This is a genomic window from Streptomyces sp. NPDC032126 (genome assembly GCF_055580085.1).
On the sequence record NZ_JBVIMA010000003.1, the window covers coordinates 729,281 to 747,257 of the forward strand.

16 protein-coding genes are annotated in these 17,977 nt (G+C 72.2%); 11 read left to right on the top strand and 5 right to left on the bottom strand.

The features are described from left to right. Positions 1 to 8: 8 nt before the first annotated feature. The gene (locus tag ACZ5NW_RS16290) at positions 9 to 782 is read right to left on the bottom strand and encodes a DUF3109 family protein (RefSeq protein WP_468744510.1); all 774 of its coding nucleotides are present in this window, start codon (positions 780 to 782) and stop codon (positions 9 to 11) included. Between the two features lie 206 nt (positions 783 to 988). On the opposite strand from ACZ5NW_RS16290, the gene ACZ5NW_RS16295 reads away from it, so the two are divergent. The 4 genes from ACZ5NW_RS16295 (at position 989) to ilvD (ending at position 6,199) form a co-directional block, all read left to right on the top strand. Further along, complete coding sequence (locus tag ACZ5NW_RS16295) at positions 989 to 1,921, top strand: Ppx/GppA family phosphatase (protein ID WP_468744458.1); 933 nt, start codon at positions 989 to 991, stop codon at positions 1,919 to 1,921. A gap of 822 nt (positions 1,922 to 2,743) precedes the next feature. Further along, complete coding sequence (locus ACZ5NW_RS16300) at positions 2,744 to 3,568, top strand: sugar phosphate isomerase/epimerase family protein (protein ID WP_468744459.1); 825 nt, start codon at positions 2,744 to 2,746, stop codon at positions 3,566 to 3,568. Positions 3,569 to 3,573: 5 nt separating this feature from the next. Beyond that, on the top strand, positions 3,574 to 4,194 hold the full coding sequence (locus ACZ5NW_RS16305) for a TetR/AcrR family transcriptional regulator (protein WP_468744460.1): 621 nt from the start codon (positions 3,574 to 3,576) through the stop codon (positions 4,192 to 4,194). Positions 4,195 to 4,345: 151 nt separating this feature from the next. Beyond that, a complete protein-coding gene (gene ilvD, locus ACZ5NW_RS16310) occupies positions 4,346 to 6,199 on the top strand; it encodes a dihydroxy-acid dehydratase (RefSeq protein WP_468744461.1) in 1,854 nt (617 codons plus the stop codon). Between the two features lie 79 nt (positions 6,200 to 6,278). Here the strand turns inward: ilvD and ACZ5NW_RS16315 are convergent, their stop codons facing one another. Further along, the gene (locus ACZ5NW_RS16315) at positions 6,279 to 8,480 is read right to left on the bottom strand and encodes a protein kinase domain-containing protein (RefSeq protein ID WP_468744462.1); all 2,202 of its coding nucleotides are present in this window, start codon (positions 8,478 to 8,480) and stop codon (positions 6,279 to 6,281) included. Between the two features lie 181 nt (positions 8,481 to 8,661). On the opposite strand from ACZ5NW_RS16315, the gene ACZ5NW_RS16320 reads away from it, so the two are divergent. The 3 genes from ACZ5NW_RS16320 (at position 8,662) to ACZ5NW_RS16330 (ending at position 10,496) form a co-directional block, all read left to right on the top strand. Beyond that, a complete protein-coding gene (locus ACZ5NW_RS16320) occupies positions 8,662 to 8,979 on the top strand; it encodes an SH3 domain-containing protein (RefSeq protein WP_468744463.1) in 318 nt (105 codons plus the stop codon). Between the two features lie 96 nt (positions 8,980 to 9,075). Further along, positions 9,076 to 9,609, top strand: coding sequence for an EamA/RhaT family transporter (locus tag ACZ5NW_RS16325; RefSeq protein ID WP_468744464.1), 534 nt, complete (start codon positions 9,076 to 9,078; stop codon positions 9,607 to 9,609). 119 nt (positions 9,610 to 9,728) lie between these two features. Then, entirely contained in the window at positions 9,729 to 10,496 is a 768-nt protein-coding gene (locus tag ACZ5NW_RS16330) for a class I SAM-dependent methyltransferase (RefSeq protein ID WP_468744465.1), read from the top strand. Here ACZ5NW_RS16330 and ACZ5NW_RS16335 read toward each other — a convergent pair. Further along, entirely contained in the window at positions 10,460 to 11,944 is a 1,485-nt protein-coding gene (locus ACZ5NW_RS16335) for a SulP family inorganic anion transporter (protein ID WP_468744466.1), read from the bottom strand. The two genes, ACZ5NW_RS16330 and ACZ5NW_RS16335, sit on opposite strands and share 37 nt — an antisense overlap. A 365-nt stretch (positions 11,945 to 12,309) precedes the next feature. Between ACZ5NW_RS16335 and ACZ5NW_RS16340 the strand changes: the two genes are divergently transcribed. From ACZ5NW_RS16340 to proC, 3 genes are all read left to right on the top strand, one after another. Continuing rightward, complete coding sequence (locus tag ACZ5NW_RS16340; protein WP_468744467.1) at positions 12,310 to 13,116, top strand: ABC transporter ATP-binding protein; 807 nt, start codon at positions 12,310 to 12,312, stop codon at positions 13,114 to 13,116. Next, positions 13,113 to 13,898, top strand: coding sequence for an ABC transporter permease (locus ACZ5NW_RS16345; RefSeq protein ID WP_468744468.1), 786 nt, complete (start codon positions 13,113 to 13,115; stop codon positions 13,896 to 13,898). Before ACZ5NW_RS16340 ends, ACZ5NW_RS16345 begins: the two co-directional genes overlap by 4 nt. Positions 13,899 to 13,968: 70 nt before the next feature. Beyond that, entirely contained in the window at positions 13,969 to 14,781 is an 813-nt protein-coding gene (proC, locus tag ACZ5NW_RS16350; RefSeq protein WP_468744469.1) for a pyrroline-5-carboxylate reductase, read from the top strand. A gap of 23 nt (positions 14,782 to 14,804) precedes the next feature. On the opposite strand, the gene ACZ5NW_RS16355 is transcribed toward proC, so the two are convergent. Next, complete coding sequence (locus ACZ5NW_RS16355) at positions 14,805 to 15,389, bottom strand: cysteine hydrolase family protein (RefSeq protein WP_468744470.1); 585 nt, start codon at positions 15,387 to 15,389, stop codon at positions 14,805 to 14,807. A gap of 75 nt (positions 15,390 to 15,464) precedes the next feature. On the opposite strand from ACZ5NW_RS16355, the gene ACZ5NW_RS16360 reads away from it, so the two are divergent. Further along, on the top strand, positions 15,465 to 16,463 hold the full coding sequence (locus ACZ5NW_RS16360; protein WP_468744471.1) for a GlxA family transcriptional regulator: 999 nt from the start codon (positions 15,465 to 15,467) through the stop codon (positions 16,461 to 16,463). Here the strand turns inward: ACZ5NW_RS16360 and trpS are convergent. Further along, the gene (trpS, locus tag ACZ5NW_RS16365) at positions 16,403 to 17,428 is read right to left on the bottom strand and encodes a tryptophan--tRNA ligase (protein ID WP_468744472.1); all 1,026 of its coding nucleotides are present in this window, start codon (positions 17,426 to 17,428) and stop codon (positions 16,403 to 16,405) included. The two genes, ACZ5NW_RS16360 and trpS, sit on opposite strands and share 61 nt — an antisense overlap. Positions 17,429 to 17,977 lie beyond the last annotated feature (549 nt).

A 17,977-nucleotide genomic window follows, 5' to 3' on the forward strand; every position in this document is an offset into this window, starting at 1 on the left:
ACTCTGGATCAGCCGTTGACCGGGTCCGCCGGGTGCGGGGCCAGCAGGGGCAACTGCGACGCCAGGCGCTCCTCGCACAGCTCGACCAGACGGTCGTAACCGGCCTTGCCCATCAGCTCGGTCAGCTCCGGGCGGTAGGAGACGTACACCGGGTCGCCCGCGCCGTGCGCCGAGGTCGCCGAGGTGCACCACCAGTGCAGGTCGTGGCCGCCCGGGCCCCAGCCGCGGCGGTCGTACTCGCCGATCGACACCTGGAGCACGCGCGTGTCGTCGGGCCGGTCGATCCAGTCGTACGTCCGCCGGATCGGCAGCTGCCAGCAGACGTCCGGCTTGGTCTCCAGGGGCTCGCGGCCCTCCTTGAGGGCGAGGATGTGAAGCGAGCAGCCCGCGCCGCCGGCGAACCCGGGGCGGTTCTGGAAGATGCACGAGCCCTTGTACGGGCGCGTCTGGCGGGAACCCTCGTCGTCCTCGGAGATCCAGCCGTGCTTCGTGCCCTCGGCGTGGTGCTGCCAGATCTCCGGCGTGAGCCGCGCCACGTGCTCGGCGACGCGCTTCTCGTCGTCCTCGTCGGAGAAGTGGGCGCCCAGGGTGCAGCAGCCGTCGTCCGCGCGCCCCGCCTGGATGCCCTGGCAGCCGCTGCCGAAGATGCAGTTCCAGCGGGAGGTCAGCCAGGTCAGGTCGCAGCGGAAGACCTGCTCGTCGTCGGCCGGGTCCGGGAACTCCACCCACGCGCGCGCGAAGTCGAGGCCCTTCTCGTCGGCCGTGCGGGCCTGCCGGCCCATCGGCGCCTGCTTCGCCTTCTTCGGGGCCTTCGGCTGCGAGAGCACCCTGGACGATTCGGTCGACTTGTCGGCCTTCTTCGCCTTGGTCGCCTTTTCGTCCTTCGCCTTTTTCGTCTTTGGCACGCGTCCAGGGTAAGTCGCCCGGGCGGATTCCCGGCACCGCTCCGGGGGCCGAGGACGGCGTGGCTGGCAGTAGCGTTCCTCGCATGAGACTCGGTGTCCTCGACGTGGGATCGAACACGGTGCATCTGCTGGTCGTGGATGCGCACCCAGGCGCGCGCCCGCTGCCCGCGCACTCGCACAAGGCGGAACTGCGCCTCGCCCAGCTGCTCGACGAAGACGGCTCGATCGGCCCCGACGGGATCGGCAAACTGATCGACGTCGTCCACGAGGCGCTCCAGGCCGCCGAGGACAAGGGCGTCGAGGATCTGCTGCCGTTCGCGACTTCGGCCGTGCGCGAGGCCACCAACGCCGACGACGTCCTCGCGCGCGTGCAGGCCGAGACCGGCGTCGAGCTCCAGGTGCTCAGCGGGCCGGAGGAGGCCCGGCTCACCTTCCTCGCCGCACGCCGCTGGTTCGGCTGGTCCGCCGGCAAGCTGCTCGTCCTGGACATCGGCGGGGGCTCGCTGGAGATCGCCTACGGCATCGACGAGGAGCCCGACGCGGCGGTGTCGCTGCCGCTGGGCGCGGGCCGTCTCACCGCGGGCTGGCTGCCCGGCGATCCGCCCGATCCGGACGACATAAGGGCGCTACGACGGCATGTGCGGGCGCAGATCGCCCGTACCGTCGGCGAGTTCAGCCGCTTCGGGGCGCCGGACCACGTGGTCGCCACGTCCAAGACCTTCCGGCAGCTCGCCCGTATCGCCGGCGCCGCGCGCTCCGCCGAGGGCCTGTACATCCAGCGCGAACTCAAGCGGGAGTCCCTGGAGGCGTGGGTGCCGCGCCTGGCCGGCATGACCAGCGCCCAGCGCGCCGAACTCCCCGGCGTCTCGGAGGGCCGCTCCGGCCAGCTCCTCGCCGGCGCTCTGGTCGCCGAGGGCGCGATGGACCTCTTCGGCGTGGAAACCCTGGAGATCTGCCCGTGGGCCCTGAGGGAGGGCGTGATCCTGCGCAGACTGGACCACATGCCGCAGAACTGAGGGGAAGGCGGCACCGAGCTCTGCGAGGGCACCGGTCGGGTGCCGGCGGGGGTTGGCGGCGGGGCATGGGCCTGGGTCGTGGCGGTGGGCATGGGTGGGCACGCGGGGCATCGATGAGGCCCCGGCCACGCATGGGCGGGCAGGCGGGGCGTTGATGGCGCCCCGGCCACGCATGGGTGGGCAGGCGGGGCGTTGATGGGGCCTCGGCCACGCATGGGTGGGCAGGCGGGGCCTTGATGGCCCTGGCGGCGGGGCATGGGCAGCGGGCCCGGGTGGCGGCGCTGGGCGAGCAGGGCATCGGCGGCAGGGCGTGGCCGGTGGGCCCCGGCGGCGGGCATGTGTGGGCAAGGCAGGGCATCGATGGGGCCCGGCGGGGCATGGGCGGGCAGGGCATCAACGGCGCCCCCGGCACCCGGTGCATCCACAGGCCCCCGCCAAGCGCGCCCGCCTTGAACTGCGCCCCGGGTCAAGCGCACCCGCCTTGAACTGCGCCCCCCGCCCAGCGCGCCCGCCTTGAACTGCGCACCCGGCGTGAACTGCCCCCCACCAAGCGCGCCCCGGCGTGAACTGCGCCACCCCAACCCCCCGTCCCGCAGACCCGTCGCCCGATGCCCGGCGACGCCGGCAGGCGTGGGACGACGGCCGCGCCAGATGCGGACCCCCACCCCCGACCCCCCGCTCACATGCTCGAATGACCGTACGCCGTCAAGAACCCCCTTCCTCTTCCCCGCCCCACGCGCGCGTGGCCGATTGCCGTGGGTCCGCAGGGGCCGCACAGGGACCTGCCCCCGGCGCGGAGCGGAGGACCGTACGCTGTCCCTCGTGGCAGAACCAGTGGTGCGCATCCCGGATGCGAAGGTCGCGTTGTCCACGGCCTCGGTGTATCCGGAGTCGACGGCGACGGCCTTCGAGATCGCCGCGCGCCTCGGGTACGACGGCGTCGAGGTCATGGTGTGGAACGACCCCGTCAGCCAGGACATCGACGCCCTGCGCCGCCTCAGCGACTACCACCGCGTCCCGATCCTCGCAGTCCACGCGCCGTGTCTCCTCATCACTCAGAGGGTCTGGTCCACCGACCCCTGGACCAAGCTCCAGCGCGCCCGCGCGGCCGCCGAGAAGCTCGGGGCGACGACGGTCGTCGTACACCCGCCGTTCCGCTGGCAGCGCCAGTACGCGCGCGACTTCGTGCGGGGCATCTGGCGGATGGCCGACGAGACGGACGTGCGGTTCGCCGTCGAGAACATGTACCCCTGGCGCTACCGCGACCGCGAGGTGCTCGCCTACGCGCCCGGCTGGGACGTCACCAAGGACGACTACCGGCACTTCACGATCGACCTCAGCCACGCGGCGACGGCCCGTACGGACGCCCTGCACATGGTCGACCGCATGGGCGACCGTCTCGGCCACGTCCACCTCGCCGACGGCCTCGGCTCCAACAAGGACGAGCACCTCGTCCCCGGCCGCGGCACCCAGCCCTGCGCCGAGCTGCTGGAGCGGCTCGCGCTGACCGGGTTCGACGGGCATGTCGTCATCGAGGTCAACACCCGGCGCGCGATGTCCAGCGCGGAGCGCGAGGCCGACCTCGCCGAGGCGCTGGCCTTCACCCGCCTCCACCTGGCCTCGGCCGTCCGGGTGCCCCGGCGGTGACGGACGTGTCCGAGCCGACCGCCCCCGCCCCCCGCCCCCGCAGACGCGGCCGCCCCCGGCGCACGGAGCCCGTCGACACCCGGGCCCGCATCCTCGACACCGCCCGCGCCGAGTTCTCCGAGCACGGCTACGAGAAGACGTCCGTACGCGGCATCGCCAAGGCCGCCGGGGTCGACTCGGCGCTCGTCCACCACTACTTCGGCACCAAGGAACAGGTCTTCGAGGCCGCCGTCGAACTCGCCTTCGCGCCCGCGCTGAACGCGCCGGAGACGATCGCCGAGGGCCCGCTGGACGGCGTCGGCGAGCGGTTCACCCGCTTCCTCTTCGGCGTCTGGGAGAACCCCACCACCCGTGCGCCCCTGCTCGCGATCCTCCGGTCCGCCGTGAACAACGAGGCGGCCGCCGCCGTCTTCCGCCGGCTGGTCGCCTCCCAGCTGCTGCGCCGCGTCGCCGCCCAGCTCGACCTGCCGGACGCGGAGCTGCGCGCCGAGCTGGCGGCCGCCCAGCTCGTGGGGTGCGCGATGCTCCGTTACGTGATCAAGCTGGACCCGCTGGCCTCGGCGGACGTGGAGCAGATCATCGCGCGCGTGGCACCGGTCGTACAGGGACATCTGACCGGACGCTGAACCCCAGAACCAGGGACATCCGACCGGCCGCTGACCCCCGGAACTCCGGCTCCCCGAGACACCCGTCCCGCATTCCGGACAGTGCGTCCCGAACGCTGGATGAGCGGCGTACGCTCGACGTAGCCAGAATTCTCCGAAGGAGCGAGCGACGATGCCCGAGCTGAGGTCCCGCACAGTCACCCACGGCCGCAACATGGCGGGCGCCCGCGCCCTTATGCGCGCCTCCGGTGTACCCGGTGCGGACATCGGCCGGAAGCCCATCATCGCGGTGGCGAACAGCTTCACCGAGTTCGTGCCCGGCCACACCCACCTCCAGCCGGTCGGCCGGATCGTCAGCGAGGCCATCGTCGAGGCCGGCGGCATCCCGCGCGAGTTCAACACGATCGCCGTGGACGACGGCATCGCGATGGGCCACGGCGGCATGCTCTACAGCCTGCCCTCGCGCGACCTGATCGCGGACTCCGTCGAATACATGGTCGAGGCCCACTGCGCCGACGCCCTGGTCTGCATCTCCAACTGCGACAAGATCACGCCCGGCATGCTGATGGCGGCGCTCCGCCTGAACATCCCGACGGTCTTCGTCTCCGGCGGCCCCATGGAGGCCGGCCGCGCCACGCTCGTCGACGGCACGGTCCGCACCCTCGACCTGGTCGACGCGATCTCCGACGCGGTGAACGACAAGATCTCGGACGAGGACATCCTCCGTATCGAGGAGAACGCCTGTCCGACCTGCGGCAGCTGTTCCGGCATGTTCACCGCCAACTCGATGAACTGCCTCACCGAGGCGATCGGCCTCTCCCTCCCCGGCAACGGCTCGGTCCTGGCCACGCACACGGCCCGCAAGCGCCTCTACGTCGACGCGGCCCGCACGGTCATGGACATCACCCGCCGCTACTACGAGCAGGACGACGAGACGGTCCTGCCCCGATCGATCGCGTCCTTCGCCGCCTTCGAGAACGCGATGGCGCTGGACATCGCGATGGGCGGCTCCACCAACACGATCCTGCACCTGCTGGCGGCCGCCCAGGAGGCGGGCGTGCCCTTCGGCCTGGAGCAGATCGACGCCGTCTCGCGCCGCGTCCCGTGCCTCGCCAAGGTCGCCCCGAACGTCGCCAAGGACCGCACGTACTACATGGAGGACGTGCACCGCGCCGGCGGCATCCCGGCGCTGCTCGGCGAACTGCACCGCGCCGGCCTGCTCAACGAGGACGTCTACTCGGTCCACAGCGCGTCCCTGGCGGACTGGCTGAAGACCTGGGACGTCCGCGGCGGCTCCCCGTCCCCCGAGGCCGTCGAGCTGTGGCACGCTGCCCCCGGCTGCGTCCGCTCCGCCGAGGCGTTCTCCCAGTCGGAGCGCTGGGAGACGCTCGACGAGGACGCCGAGAACGGCTGCATCCGCAGCGTCGAGCACGCGTACTCCAAGGACGGCGGCCTGGCCGTCCTGCGGGGCAACCTGGCGGTCGACGGCTGCGTGGTGAAGACGGCCGGCGTCGACGAGTCGATCTGGACCTTCGAGGGTCCGGCGGTGGTCTGCGAATCGCAGGAGGAAGCCGTCGAGAAGATCCTCAACAAGCAGATCACCCACGGCGACGTCGTCGTCATCCGCTACGAGGGCCCCAAGGGCGGCCCCGGCATGCAGGAGATGCTCTACCCGACGTCCTTCCTCAAGGGCCGCGGCCTGGGCAAGACCTGCGCGCTGATCACCGACGGCCGCTTCTCCGGCGGCACGTCGGGCCTGTCGATCGGCCACGCCTCGCCCGAGGCGGCCTCCGGCGGCACGATCGCGCTCGTCGAGGACGGCGACCGCATCCGCATCGACATCCCCAACCGCACGATCGAGCTGCTGGTCGACGACGCCGAGCTGACCCGCCGCGAGGAGTCGCTCAACGGCGTGTACGCCCCGAGGAACCGCACCCGCAAGGTCTCCGCGGCCCTGCGCGCCTACGCCGCGATGGCGACGAGCGCGGACAAGGGCGCGGTCCGGGACGTGTCCAAGCTGGGCTGACCGCGCGCGAGGCGACGCCGTACGACCGCCGTACGACGCCGTAGGGGCCGCTTCCCTCAGGAGGCGGCCCCTCCGTACGTCACCATCCGGCCGGATCGCGCCCGTCGACGGCGAAGACGGTGCCGTCGGGGGCGCCGGCGTAGACGCGGCTGTCGGCCGTCGCGGGCGGGGCCAGGGTGGGGACGACCCCGTTCGTGGCCGCCCCCGCCCGCAGTGCCGTCTGCCCGACGAGCTTGCCCGCGCGCGCGTCCACGGCCAGCAGCCGCCCGTCGGCCGCGCTGAAGTACACGTGCGTGCCGTCGGCGCCGGGCGTCGACCCGCGGCTCACGGACGTCTGCAGCGACCAGACCTGCTTCCCCTTGGCCATGTCCAGGGCCACCAGCGCGCCGTCGAAGGACAGCAGATAGACCCGGTCCTGATACACGGCGGCACGCGCGTACGGCAGTCCCACGGCCAGCTTGACCCGGGCCGACGTCCTGGCCACGGGGTCGTAGCGGACCACCGCACCGACATTGCCGTACTCCCCGTCCCCGGCCGCGGAGAGCAGGACCAGACGGCCGTCGGTGGAACCGGCGGGGGTGAGCGTGCCGCTCAGCCGCTCCTCCCACCGCACGTCACCGGTGGCCGGATCGACCGCCGTGACACGCGTGTGCGTGCCGCCCGCGGCCGTGGTCGTCGCGTACGCGAGCGGATCCTTCGGGAACGACACGAACAGGGGCGCGCCCTGCCCCGGAATCGCGCGGCTCCACCTCGTCTGCCCCGTCGCGGCGTCGACGCCCGTCACGGTGCCGTCGGCCCCGGTGAGCAGCAGGGTGCCGCCCACGAACCGTACGCCGCCGTACGCCGATACGTTTCGCTGCCAGCGCGTCGCCCCGGACGCCGGATCGAGGGCCATGATCCGCTTGCCCGAGTGCGTGAGCACCTGCACCAGGCCGCCCGCGAGAACCGGCGCCCCGCTGGGCGAGGCCCCCGCGGCGAGACTGTGCCGCCACAGCACCCGACCGTCGGCGGGATCGAGCGCGGACACCAGCCCCTCCTGCACGCACAGCACCTTCCGCGCGCCGTACACGCACTGCGGCAGTCCGCCGCGCGTCTCACCCGCGGGCCGGGTCGCCCATGACGTGAAGCCGTCCGACGTGGACGAACTCCCGTTGGGGCTGCGGGTCGTGGCCTCGCTGGGGTCGTCGAGCAGCCGCGCGGTGGCGAAACCGCCGCCCGCGACCAGCGCCAGCGCCGTCGCGGCGAGCACGGCCCGGGTACGGCGACGTGACCGCTTCGGCCGCGCACCAGGCCCGCCACGCGCCGCACGACCGGACGCGCCACCTGCCGCGACACTCGCGGCATCGGCCACCGGTACGCGCCGATGAGTGGTCGCAGACCCCTTCTCGCCCCCCGGCCCTGCCTGCCCGTCTTCCGACCGCTGTGTCGGTATGAACGCCTGCGTGTCGTACGACGCCGCCACCGACCGCAGTTCGCGCATCAGTTCGTCCGGTGTGGGCCGCTCCTCCGGCTCCTTCGCGAGGCACCGCAGCACCAGGGGAGCGAGGTTCGCCGGTACGCCGGTCAGGTCGGGCTCGTCGTGTACGACCTGGTAGGCGACGATGTACGGGCTGTCGGAGTCGAACGGCCCCCGACCGGTCGCCGCGTGCACCATCACCGAACCCAGCGCGAAAATGTCCGCCGCCGGCCCGACCTCGCGCGGCCGCCGGAACTGCTCCGGCGCCATGAAGGGCGGTGTGCCGATCAACTTGCCGGTCTCGGTGCGCAGTTCGCTGTCCTTCGGCCGGGAGATGCCGAAGTCGATCACCTTGGGGCCGTCGTCGGCGAGCATCACATTGCTCGGCTTCAGATCCCGGTGCACGACCCCGACCCGGTGGATGTCGCGCAGCGCCTCCGCGAGCCCGGCCATCAGCCGCCGTACCTCGCCCGCGGCCATGGGACCGTTCCGCTTCACATGGTCGGCGAGGGTCGGGCCGGGGATGAACTGGGTCGCCATCCAGGGCCGTTCGGCCTCCGGGTCGGCGTCCACGACGGGCGCGGTGAAGGCGCCGCTGACCCGGCGTGCGGCGGCCACCTCCTGCCGGAAGCGGCCCCTGAACTCGGGATCCCTGGCGAACTCGGCGTGCACGACCTTGACCGCGAGCTTCATGCCCGAGGTGCTGCGGGCCAGATGGACCACACCCATGCCGCCCGAGCCGAGGGACGACTCCAGGCGGTAGTGACCGACGTACTCCGGAAGTTCCGCTTCCGCGCCCGCTCCGGTGTTGCGCTGTGGCGTCATGGACCACCCCCGTGCTCTTCGTCCGCGCGCGCGACGCACGGAGCCTAGTCGATGACTCGTACGAGACCGAGGCGGCTTGCTAGCCTCCGCGTGCGAATGACGTACAGGTGTTTCAGGGTGCGTCGTCCGGGAATCACTGTGGCCCCATGGCGTTCATGGGGTGCAACGGGGGAGGTTTTTCATGTCTGTCGACCGTGTCGAGGAGACCGCAAGCGCCGCAGAGGCGGAGGCCGTCACGACGATGGCCCTGCAGTACTACCCGGTCGCTCCGGGCGTCCGGCTGAACGTCCGCAGCGGCCCCGGGACCAGCTACCCGTGCGTCAAGGTCCTGCCCGAGGGCACGAAGGTGCCCATCTTCTGCCAGACGCCGGGAACGACGGTGTCGGGCTCCTACGGCACGACGAACATCTGGGACAACATCGGCAGCGGTGAGTTCGTCTCGGACGCGTACGTGCACACGGGCACCGACGGCTACGTCGCCGCGCGCTGCGCCATGTGACACCGCGGGGACCGACGCCGCGCCGGCCCCGGCCGGGCCCCGCGGCACCGGCACCCGGTCGATCGACCCGCCCCCCGTCCCGGCCATAATCGTCCCGTGAGCGACGAAAACGGCACCCCGGACTCGGGGGCGGGATCCCGGGCCACTCCGGGTGGCACCGGCTCGGCCGGCGGCCCCCGCCCCGAGCCCCTGCGTTTCTTCGGGACCACCTGGGTGAACCACGACGACGGCTACGCGGTCCGCCGCGCGGGCGTGGCCGTCGGCTCCCTCGTGGCCGCGGCCGTCTCCTGCCTCGTCCTCCGCTTCGCCTACCAGGGCGTGGAGATCGCCGACATCGGCAGCTTCGTCACCGTGCTCGTGGTCGTGATGTTCGCGATCTGCAGCGCGCTCGCCTTCCGGCACACCTGGGACGGCTTCTCCAAGCGCCCCGACCCCGACCGCCAGGCGTCCCTGCGCGGTCTGCTGGCCATCGGCTTCGTCGGCTCGCTCCTCGCCTACTTCTTCCGCTCCCTCACCGAGGCCCCGGGCGAGAAACTGCACCGCGAGGAGTACGAGGCAGCCCTCAAGCAATACGAGAAGCGCGCCACCCGCCGCACGGGCAACCCCTCGAAGAAGCGCAAACGCCCCTGACCGAAGAGCCGCCCGCCCCAGGACGCACCAACACGCACCAGGGCGCGCCCGGCGCGCCGCCCGTGCCCGTTCCCGCAAAATCGCCTGCCCTCTGCACGCAACGGCGCCACCATGGCCGTATGACGACCGCCTTCCACGCCGCCCGCGCCCGTTCCTTCGACGCCGCCGCGGCCCAGTACGCCGCCAACCGGCCCTCCTATCCGCCCGCCCTTCTCGACGCCATCGAGGACCTGGCCGGCCGTCCCCTCGCCGGGGCGCGGGTGGGCGATGTCGGGGCCGGGACCGGGATCGCGACCGCGTTGCTGCGGGCCCGCGACGCGCGGGTCGTCGCCGTCGAGCCGGGGGAGGGCATGGCCGAACAGTTCCGCCGCACCCTCCCGGGCGTGCCCGTCGTACGCGGTGACGGCAACCACCTGCCCCTCGCCACCGCCTCCTTCGACCTCCTCACCTACGCCCAGTCCTGGCACTGGACCGACCCGGCCCGCGCCGTCCCGGAAGCGGTGCGCGTGCTGCGACCCGGCGGCGCCCTCGCGCTGTGGTGGAACACCAGCGCCCTCGACGTGCCGTGGATCGAGGCGCAGCAGCGGCGGATCGAGCGGCACTTCGCCGTCGACGCGGCCCGCGAGAAGCGGTCCACGAGCACGCCCCGCGTGGCCGACCCCACCGGCCGCCTCGACTTCGCCCACCGCCGCGTCCGCTGGAGCCGCGTCGTCCCCGTCGACACGCACCTCGCCAACCTCGGCAGCCACTCCGTCTTCCTGGTCCACGACGAGGAGTCCAGCCGCGCCTTCCTCGCCGAGGAGCGCTCCCACCTGCTGTCCCTCTTCACGGAGGGCACGGTGGAGGAGGTCTACGAGGTGGAGTTGCTGGTGGCCACCACGGCCTGACCCCGCCCCGCGCCCCACCCCTCCAGACCCCGCCCTGCGGCCCACTCCTCCAGCGCCGCCGCGCACGCGTGGTCCACATGCCTGAGCCCGCCCAGTTCCAGCCGCACCTCCCGGTCCCTCGGCAGCTCCGCCTCCAGCGCGTCCAGGGTGTCCACCAGCTTCGGCAGCCGCAGGAACGTGGCGTGCCCCAGCACGCGCACGACGATCCCCGCGTCCCCCCGGTCCTCCGTCTCGATGTGCACATGGCTGATCTCCCACGCGGTCTTCGCCACCGCCAGCGCCAGCCCGACCAGCACCCCCTCGAACAGGTTCCCCACGACGATCGCCACCGCCGTCACCCCCAGCACCACGACCTCCCCGCGATGCCCCCGCCACAGTGCCCGCGCCTCCCGCACCGGCACGAGCTTGCAGCCGGCGTGCACCAGCAGTGCCGCCAGCGCGGCCACCGGAATCACCCCCAGCACCCCGGGCACGACCGCGGTGAACAACAGCAGCCACACGCCGTGCAGCAGTCGCGAGGCCTTGGTGCGTGCCCCGGCCCGCACATTCGCCGCACTGCGCACGATGACCGCCGTCATCGGCAGCGCGCCCAGCAGCCCGCAGATCGCGTTCCCCGCGCCCTGGGCCATCAGCTCCCGGTCGTAGTCCGTGCGCCGGCCGTCGTGCATCACGTCCACCGCCGCCGCGCTGAACAGCGACTCCGCCGACGCGATCAGCGCGAACGCCACAACGGTCCCGATCACCCCCACTTCCGTCAGCCGTCCGAAGTCCGCCACCCCGGGCACCCGCACGGCGTCCACCAGCCCGCGCACCTCGACCCGGCGCACCTCCAGATCGAGCACCCCGGTCACCGCCGCCGCCACCGCCACGGCCACCAGCGGCGCCGGCATCAGCCGGGCGCCCCGCCGCCATCGCCCCCACAGCACCAGCACGACCATCGTGACACCCCCCACTGACAACGCCACCGGATCCGCCCGCCCCGGCAGCGACACCAGCCCCGCCAGCTTCCCGAGACCGCCAGCGGGAGCCGCCGCGTCCCCCAGCCCGTAGACCTGCCCGGCGACCAGCACCAGCCCGATCCCGGCGAGCATCCCCTGCACGACGGCCACGGACACGGCCCGGAACCACCGCCCGAGCCGCAGCGCCCCCAGCCCCAGCTGCACCAGTCCGGCGGCGAGCACCACGACACCGAGCACCTCAAGGCCGTACGTGTGCACGGCCTCATAGACCAGGACGGTCAGTCCGGCCGCCGGCCCGCTCACCTGAAGGCTGCTGCCGGGCAGCGCGCCGGCGACCAGACCGCCGACGATGCCGGTGACCAACCCCAGCTCCGCGGGCACACCGGAGGCCATGGCGACCCCGACGCACAGGGGGAGCGCGACGAGGAAGACGACGAGAGAAGCGAACAGATCGGCCTTGTACAGGCCACGACACAAGCCACGACGCATGACGACGGCACCTCCGGTCGGGTCCACGGGAGATGCGTGGGCGCCGCACCGGGGGAGGGCACGGCAACACGACCGGACCCCGCCCGGCCGCGCATGAATTCCATTATCGGTAGCGCCGCTCACCCCCGCACCGGCTCCCTGAGGCATCGAGGCGACCGAGGAAGCACATGAACGGCGCACACCTCTTCGCCTGGCGCGCTCCCTCGGACCGCGACACAGGCACCCCCGGTGACGCCGCCCGCCGCGCGGCCCCCCCCGCCCGGGACAGCCCGGCGCCCCCGCCGACCGGCTGGGCCCACCGCCCCACGCACTCCCCCCTCCCGGCCACTTGACGTGACCCCCCACTCCGGGAATTTAATCATCGCATGATGAATTCATCGCGTCCGCCCGACACGGACCCCCAGACCGGCCCCGCCGTCCGAGGCCAGGGACTCACCGTCGTACGCGGCCCCCGCACAGTCCTCCGCGGCCTCACCTTCACCGTCCCGCGCGGTCAGGTCACCGGCCTCCTCGGCCCCTCCGGCTGCGGCAAGACGACCCTCATGCGGTCCATCGTCGGCACCCAGGCCAAGGTCACCGGCACCCTCGACGTCCTCGGCCACCCGGCCGGCCACCCCACCCTGCGCACCCGCATCGGCTACGTCACCCAGGCCCCCTCCGTCTACGACGACCTGACGATCCGCCAGAACCTCGACTACTTCGCCGCGATCCTCTCCCCGGGCGCCTCCACGGCCGAGCGGCACCACGACGTCGACCGCGTCCTCACCGACGTCGACCTCACCTCCCACCGCGACGCCCTCGCCGGCAACCTCTCCGGCGGCCAGCGCAGCCGCGTCTCCCTCGCCGTCGCCCTCCTCGGCACCCCCCAGCTGCTCGTCCTCGACGAACCGACCGTCGGCCTCGACCCCGTCCTGCGCCGCGACCTGTGGAACCTCTTCCACGACCTCGCCGCCACCCGCGGCACCACCCTCCTCATCTCCTCCCACGTCATGGACGAGGCCGAGCGCTGCCACCGCCTCCTCCTCATGCGCGAGGGCGAGATCCTCGCCGACGACACCCCCGACGCCCTGCGCGACCACACCGGCACGGCCACGGTCGAAGAGGCATTCCTCCACCTGGTCGACCAGGCCGCGACAGCCGAGCAGACGCACGCGAAGGAGAAGACACCGTGAGCGCCCCCGCAGCCCCCACCGCGGCCCCCACCCCCAGCGCCCCCCTGAACCCCTCCCGCACCCTCGCCACCGCCGCCCGCGTCCTGCGCCAACTGCGCCACGATCCCCGCACGATCGCCCTGCTGATCCTCATCCCCTGCCTGCTGCTGATCCTGCTGCGCTACGTCTTCGACGGAAGCCCGCACACCTTCGACAGCATCGGCGCATCCCTCCTCGGCATCTTTCCGCTGATCACGATGTTCCTGGTCACCTCGATCGCCACCCTGCGCGAACGCACCTCCGGCACCCTCGAACGCCTCCTCGCCATGCCCCTCGGCAAGGGAGATCTGATCGCCGGCTACGCCCTCGCCTTCGGCACCCTCGCGATCATCCAGTCGGCGCTGGCGACCGGCCTCGCCCTGTGGTTCCTGGGCCTGGACGTCATCGGCTCCCCCTGGCTCCTGCTCCTCGTGGCCCTCCTGGACGCCCTCCTCGGCACCGCCCTCGGCCTCTTCGTCTCGGCGTTCGCCGCCTCCGAGTTCCAGGCCGTCCAGTTCATGCCGGCGGTGATCTTTCCCCAGCTCCTCCTCTGCGGCCTCTTCACCCCCCGCGAGAACATGCACCCCGCCCTGGAGGCCATCTCCGACGCCCTCCCCATGTCGTACGCGGTCGACGGCATGAACGAGGTCCTCAAACACACCGACATGACCGCCGCCTTCGTCCGGGTCGCCCTGGTGGTCGCGGGCAGCGCGATGCTGGTGCTGTGCCTGGGCGCGGCGACGCTACGACGCCGGACGGCATGACCCCGCACAGCGAGTCCGCCCACCGGACAGCCGCCCCGCACCCCCCACCGCCGGTGCCAGACTGAACCGCATGAGCCAGAAAGTCGCAGTCCTCGGCACCGGCAAGATCGGCGAAGCCCTGCTCAGCGGAATGATCCGCGGCGGCTGGACCCCGGCCGACCTCCTGGTCACCGCCCGCCGCCCCGAGCGCGCCGAGGAACTCCGCTCCCGCTACGGAGTCACCCCCGTCACCAACGCCGAAGCCGCCAAGACCGCCGACACCCTGATCCTCACGGTCAAGCCCCAGGACATGGGCGCCCTCCTCGACGAACTCGCCCCGCACGTCCCCGCCGACCGCCTGGTCATCAGCGGCGCCGCCGGCATCCCCACCTCCTTCTTCGAGGAACGCCTCACCGCCGGCACCCCCGTCGTCCGCGTCATGACGAACACCCCCGCCCTCGTCGACGAGGCCATGTCCGTCATCTCCGCCGGCACCCACGCCACCGCCGAGCACCTCGCCCACGCCGAGGAGATCTTCGGCGCCGTCGGCAAGACCCTCCGCGTCCCCGAGAGCCAGCAGGACGCCTGCACGGCCCTGTCCGGCTCCGGACCGGCGTACTTCTTCTACCTCGTCGAGGCCATGACCGACGCCGGCATCCTCCTCGGCCTGCCCCGCGACAAGGCCCACGACCTGATCGTCCAGTCCGCCATCGGCGCCGCCACGATGCTCCGCGACAGCGGCGAACACCCGGTCAAGCTCCGCGAGAACGTCACCTCCCCCGCAGGCACCACCATCAGCGCCATCCGCGAACTCGAGAACCACGGCGTACGAGCCGCCCTCATCGCCGCCCTCGAAGCCGCTCGCGACCGCAGCCGCGAACTGGCCTCCGGCAAGAAGGACTGACACCCACCCGCCCCCGGGGGCGGTCACCCCGCCGCGTCCACCACCTCCTGGGTGGTCACCACCCGCGCGAACCCGCCCCCGTGCAGCGACACCGCCGACGCCTGCGCAAGCTCATCGGCCGTACGCCGCCAGCCGAACGGCCCCACCAGATCGAACGTGTGCGTGGCATCCAGCGGTACGACCACGTCGTACCCCAGGTTCCCGCCCATCCGCGCGGTCGTCTCCACGCACATGTTGGTCTGGATCCCGATCAGCACCAGCTGCGAGATCCCGGCCTCCCTCAGCCACGCCCCGAGATCCGGCGTCCCCAGGAACGCCGAGTTCACCGTCTTCGTCAGAAACAGCTCAGGCCCGCTCCCCTTCCCCCGCCGCCGCTCCACGTACTCCTTCAGCTCATTGCCGGCGTACCCCGGCCGCAACGGCGACAGCGCCTTCGGCGAGTCATGCCGTACGAACACGACCGGCCGCCCCGTCGCCTGCCATACGTCGATCAGGGCGGCGATGTTCTCATCCGCCCCCGGGTTGTTCCGCGGACCCCAGAAGCCGGCCTCCTCGAAGCCCTTCTGCACGTCCACGACCACCAGTGCTGCGTTCTCCGCGATGTCCATGCCGACGATCCTGCCGCCGCCGAGGCCTCCGCCCCAGACGTCCAGAAGTCAGCGATCGATGGTTTACTGCCACCCATGGCAGACCCGTACCGCGTCGCCCTGCTCGCCTTCCCCGGCATCCGCGCCTTCGACGTCTCCGTCATCACCGAGGTCTGGGGAACCGACCGCACCGACCGCGGCGCCCCCGCCTTCGACCTCCGCCGGGTCGCCACCGACACCACCACCCCCGTTCCCATGCGCGGCGGCATGGCCCTCCTGCCCGACCGCACCCTCACCTGGCTGCACCGAGCCGACCTCGTCGTCGTCCCCGGCCTCGACGACCACCTCACCCCCGCACCCGCCCCCGTCCTCGACGCCCTCCGCCGCGCCCACGCCCGCGGCACCACCCTCGCCGCCCTCTGCGGCGGCGCCTTCACCCTCGCCCAGGCCGGCCTCCTCGACGGCCGCCGCGCCATCACCCACTGGAACCTCATCGACCTCCTGCGCACCCACCACCCCCGTGTCGATGTCGTCCCCGACGCCCTCTTCATCGAGGACGACAACATCTGGACCGCAGCCGGCACCGCCGCCGGCATCGACCTCTGCCTCCACCTCGTCCGCCGCTCCCACGGCGCCGAAGCCGCCGCCACCATCGCCCGCTCCATGGTCACCGCCCCCTTCCGCACCGGCACCCAGGCCCAGTTCGTCGAGCGCCCCACCCCGCGCACCGACCGAGACGCCGACACCCTCGCCGCCGTCCGCGAACACGCCCTGCGCCACCTGCACGAACCGCTCACCGTCGCCGACCTGGCAGCCCACGCACGCATGGCCCCCCGCACCTTCGCCCGCCACTTCACCGCCGAAACCGGCACCACACCCCTGCGCTGGCTCCTCGACCAGCGCATCGCCGCCGCCCAGAAACTCCTCGAACGCACCGACCTCCCCATGCCCGAGGTCGCCCGCCGCGCCGGCTTCGGCAGCGAGGTCACGATGCGCCAGCACTTCGCATCGCGCCTCGCTACCAGCCCCCGCGCCTACCGCGCCGCGTTCAGCACCGCCCCCGTCTCAGCCGGCAGCAGCCCGATCGCCCGATAGGCGGCGTCCACCGTCGGCCGCGCCATCGCCCGAGCCTTCTCCGCGCCATCGCGCAGCACCCCCTCCACATATCCCTGATCCGCGCACAGCTCCTGATGCCGGGCCCGCACCGGCCTCAGCACCTCGATCACCGCCTCCGCGGTGTCCTTCTTCAAAGCGCCGTACGACTGATGAACGGCCGCCAGTGACTCAGGGTTCCCACCCGTGCACGCAGCGAGAATCTCCAGCAGATTCGCGACCCCCGGCCGCCCCGCCCGGTCGTACACGACCTCCTGCCCGCTGTCGGTCACCGCCCGCATGACCTTCTTCCGCACCACCTCGGGCTCGTCCAGCAGATAGACGATGCCGGGCCCGGAGTCGTCGCTCTTCCCCATCTTCGAGGCCGGCTCCTGCAGATTCATCACCCGCGCCCCGACCGCCGGCACCGTCGCCCTCGGCACCACGAACGTCTGCCCGTACCGCTGGTTGAACCGCAGCGCCAGATCGCGCGTCAGCTCGACGTGCTGCGCCTGGTCGTCCCCCACCGGCACCTCGTCGGTCCCGTACGCCAGGATGTCGGCGGCCATCAGCACCGGATACGTCAGCAGGGACAGCCGCACACTCCCGCCCCGCGCCCGCTCCCGCGCCGCCTTCTCCTTGTACTGGATCATGCGCCGCATCTCCCCGTCGGTCGCCACGCACTCCAGCACGTACGACAGCCGCGCGTGCTCGTCGACATGGCTCTGTACGAAGAGAGTGCACAGCTCGGGATCCAGCCCCGCGGCCAGCAGCAGCGTCGCCGCCTGCCGGCTCAGCCGCCGCACCCGTGCCGGATCGTGGTCGACGGTGAGCGCGTGCAGGTCCACGACGCAGAAGAGCGCGTCGGCCCGATGCTGGTCCACCTCGGCCCACTGCCGCATGGCTCCCAGATAGTTCCCCAGCGTGAGATGCCCGGTCGGCTTGACCCCGCTGAACACTCGCTTCATCCCTGCTCCACCTCTCGATCGAGGCCGCCGTCCTCACCGGCCGCCCCTCGGAGGTACCGGAGGGAGAAACAAGAACGGCCGCCGAGGCGGCGGCCGTTGAACGCATACGTAGGACGGCCGCCGTCAGGCGGCCCACCACTGCTGGGTGTACGTACGCGTCGTCGTCATGCCGACCAGCGTACGCCTCAGGGGTGGCCCCGGGACATGAGTTGACACGCGTGGTCCCGCTACGTAGTGTTCTCCGAGTTGTCCGACGTGAGCGCCGACTGCGGTCGGTCCCCGGACAGCCATTCCGCAAGTACCAACCAACTCTCGACGATCCGTCGTCGTGTGTATTGGCGTGCGTATTTGCGAAATGAGGAATCCGCGTTCGAGAGGACGCAGCCCCGATTAGCTCGGGGGCCAGGAATCCGCTAAAGTCTCACTCGTCGGAACGGCCCAACAGCCGCGAAGACAAAACCCGCTGACTGGGAATCAGACACCGCGAGGATCTGATAGAGTCGGAAACGCCGGAAGGGAAACGCGAGAGCGGGAACCGGAAAGCACCGA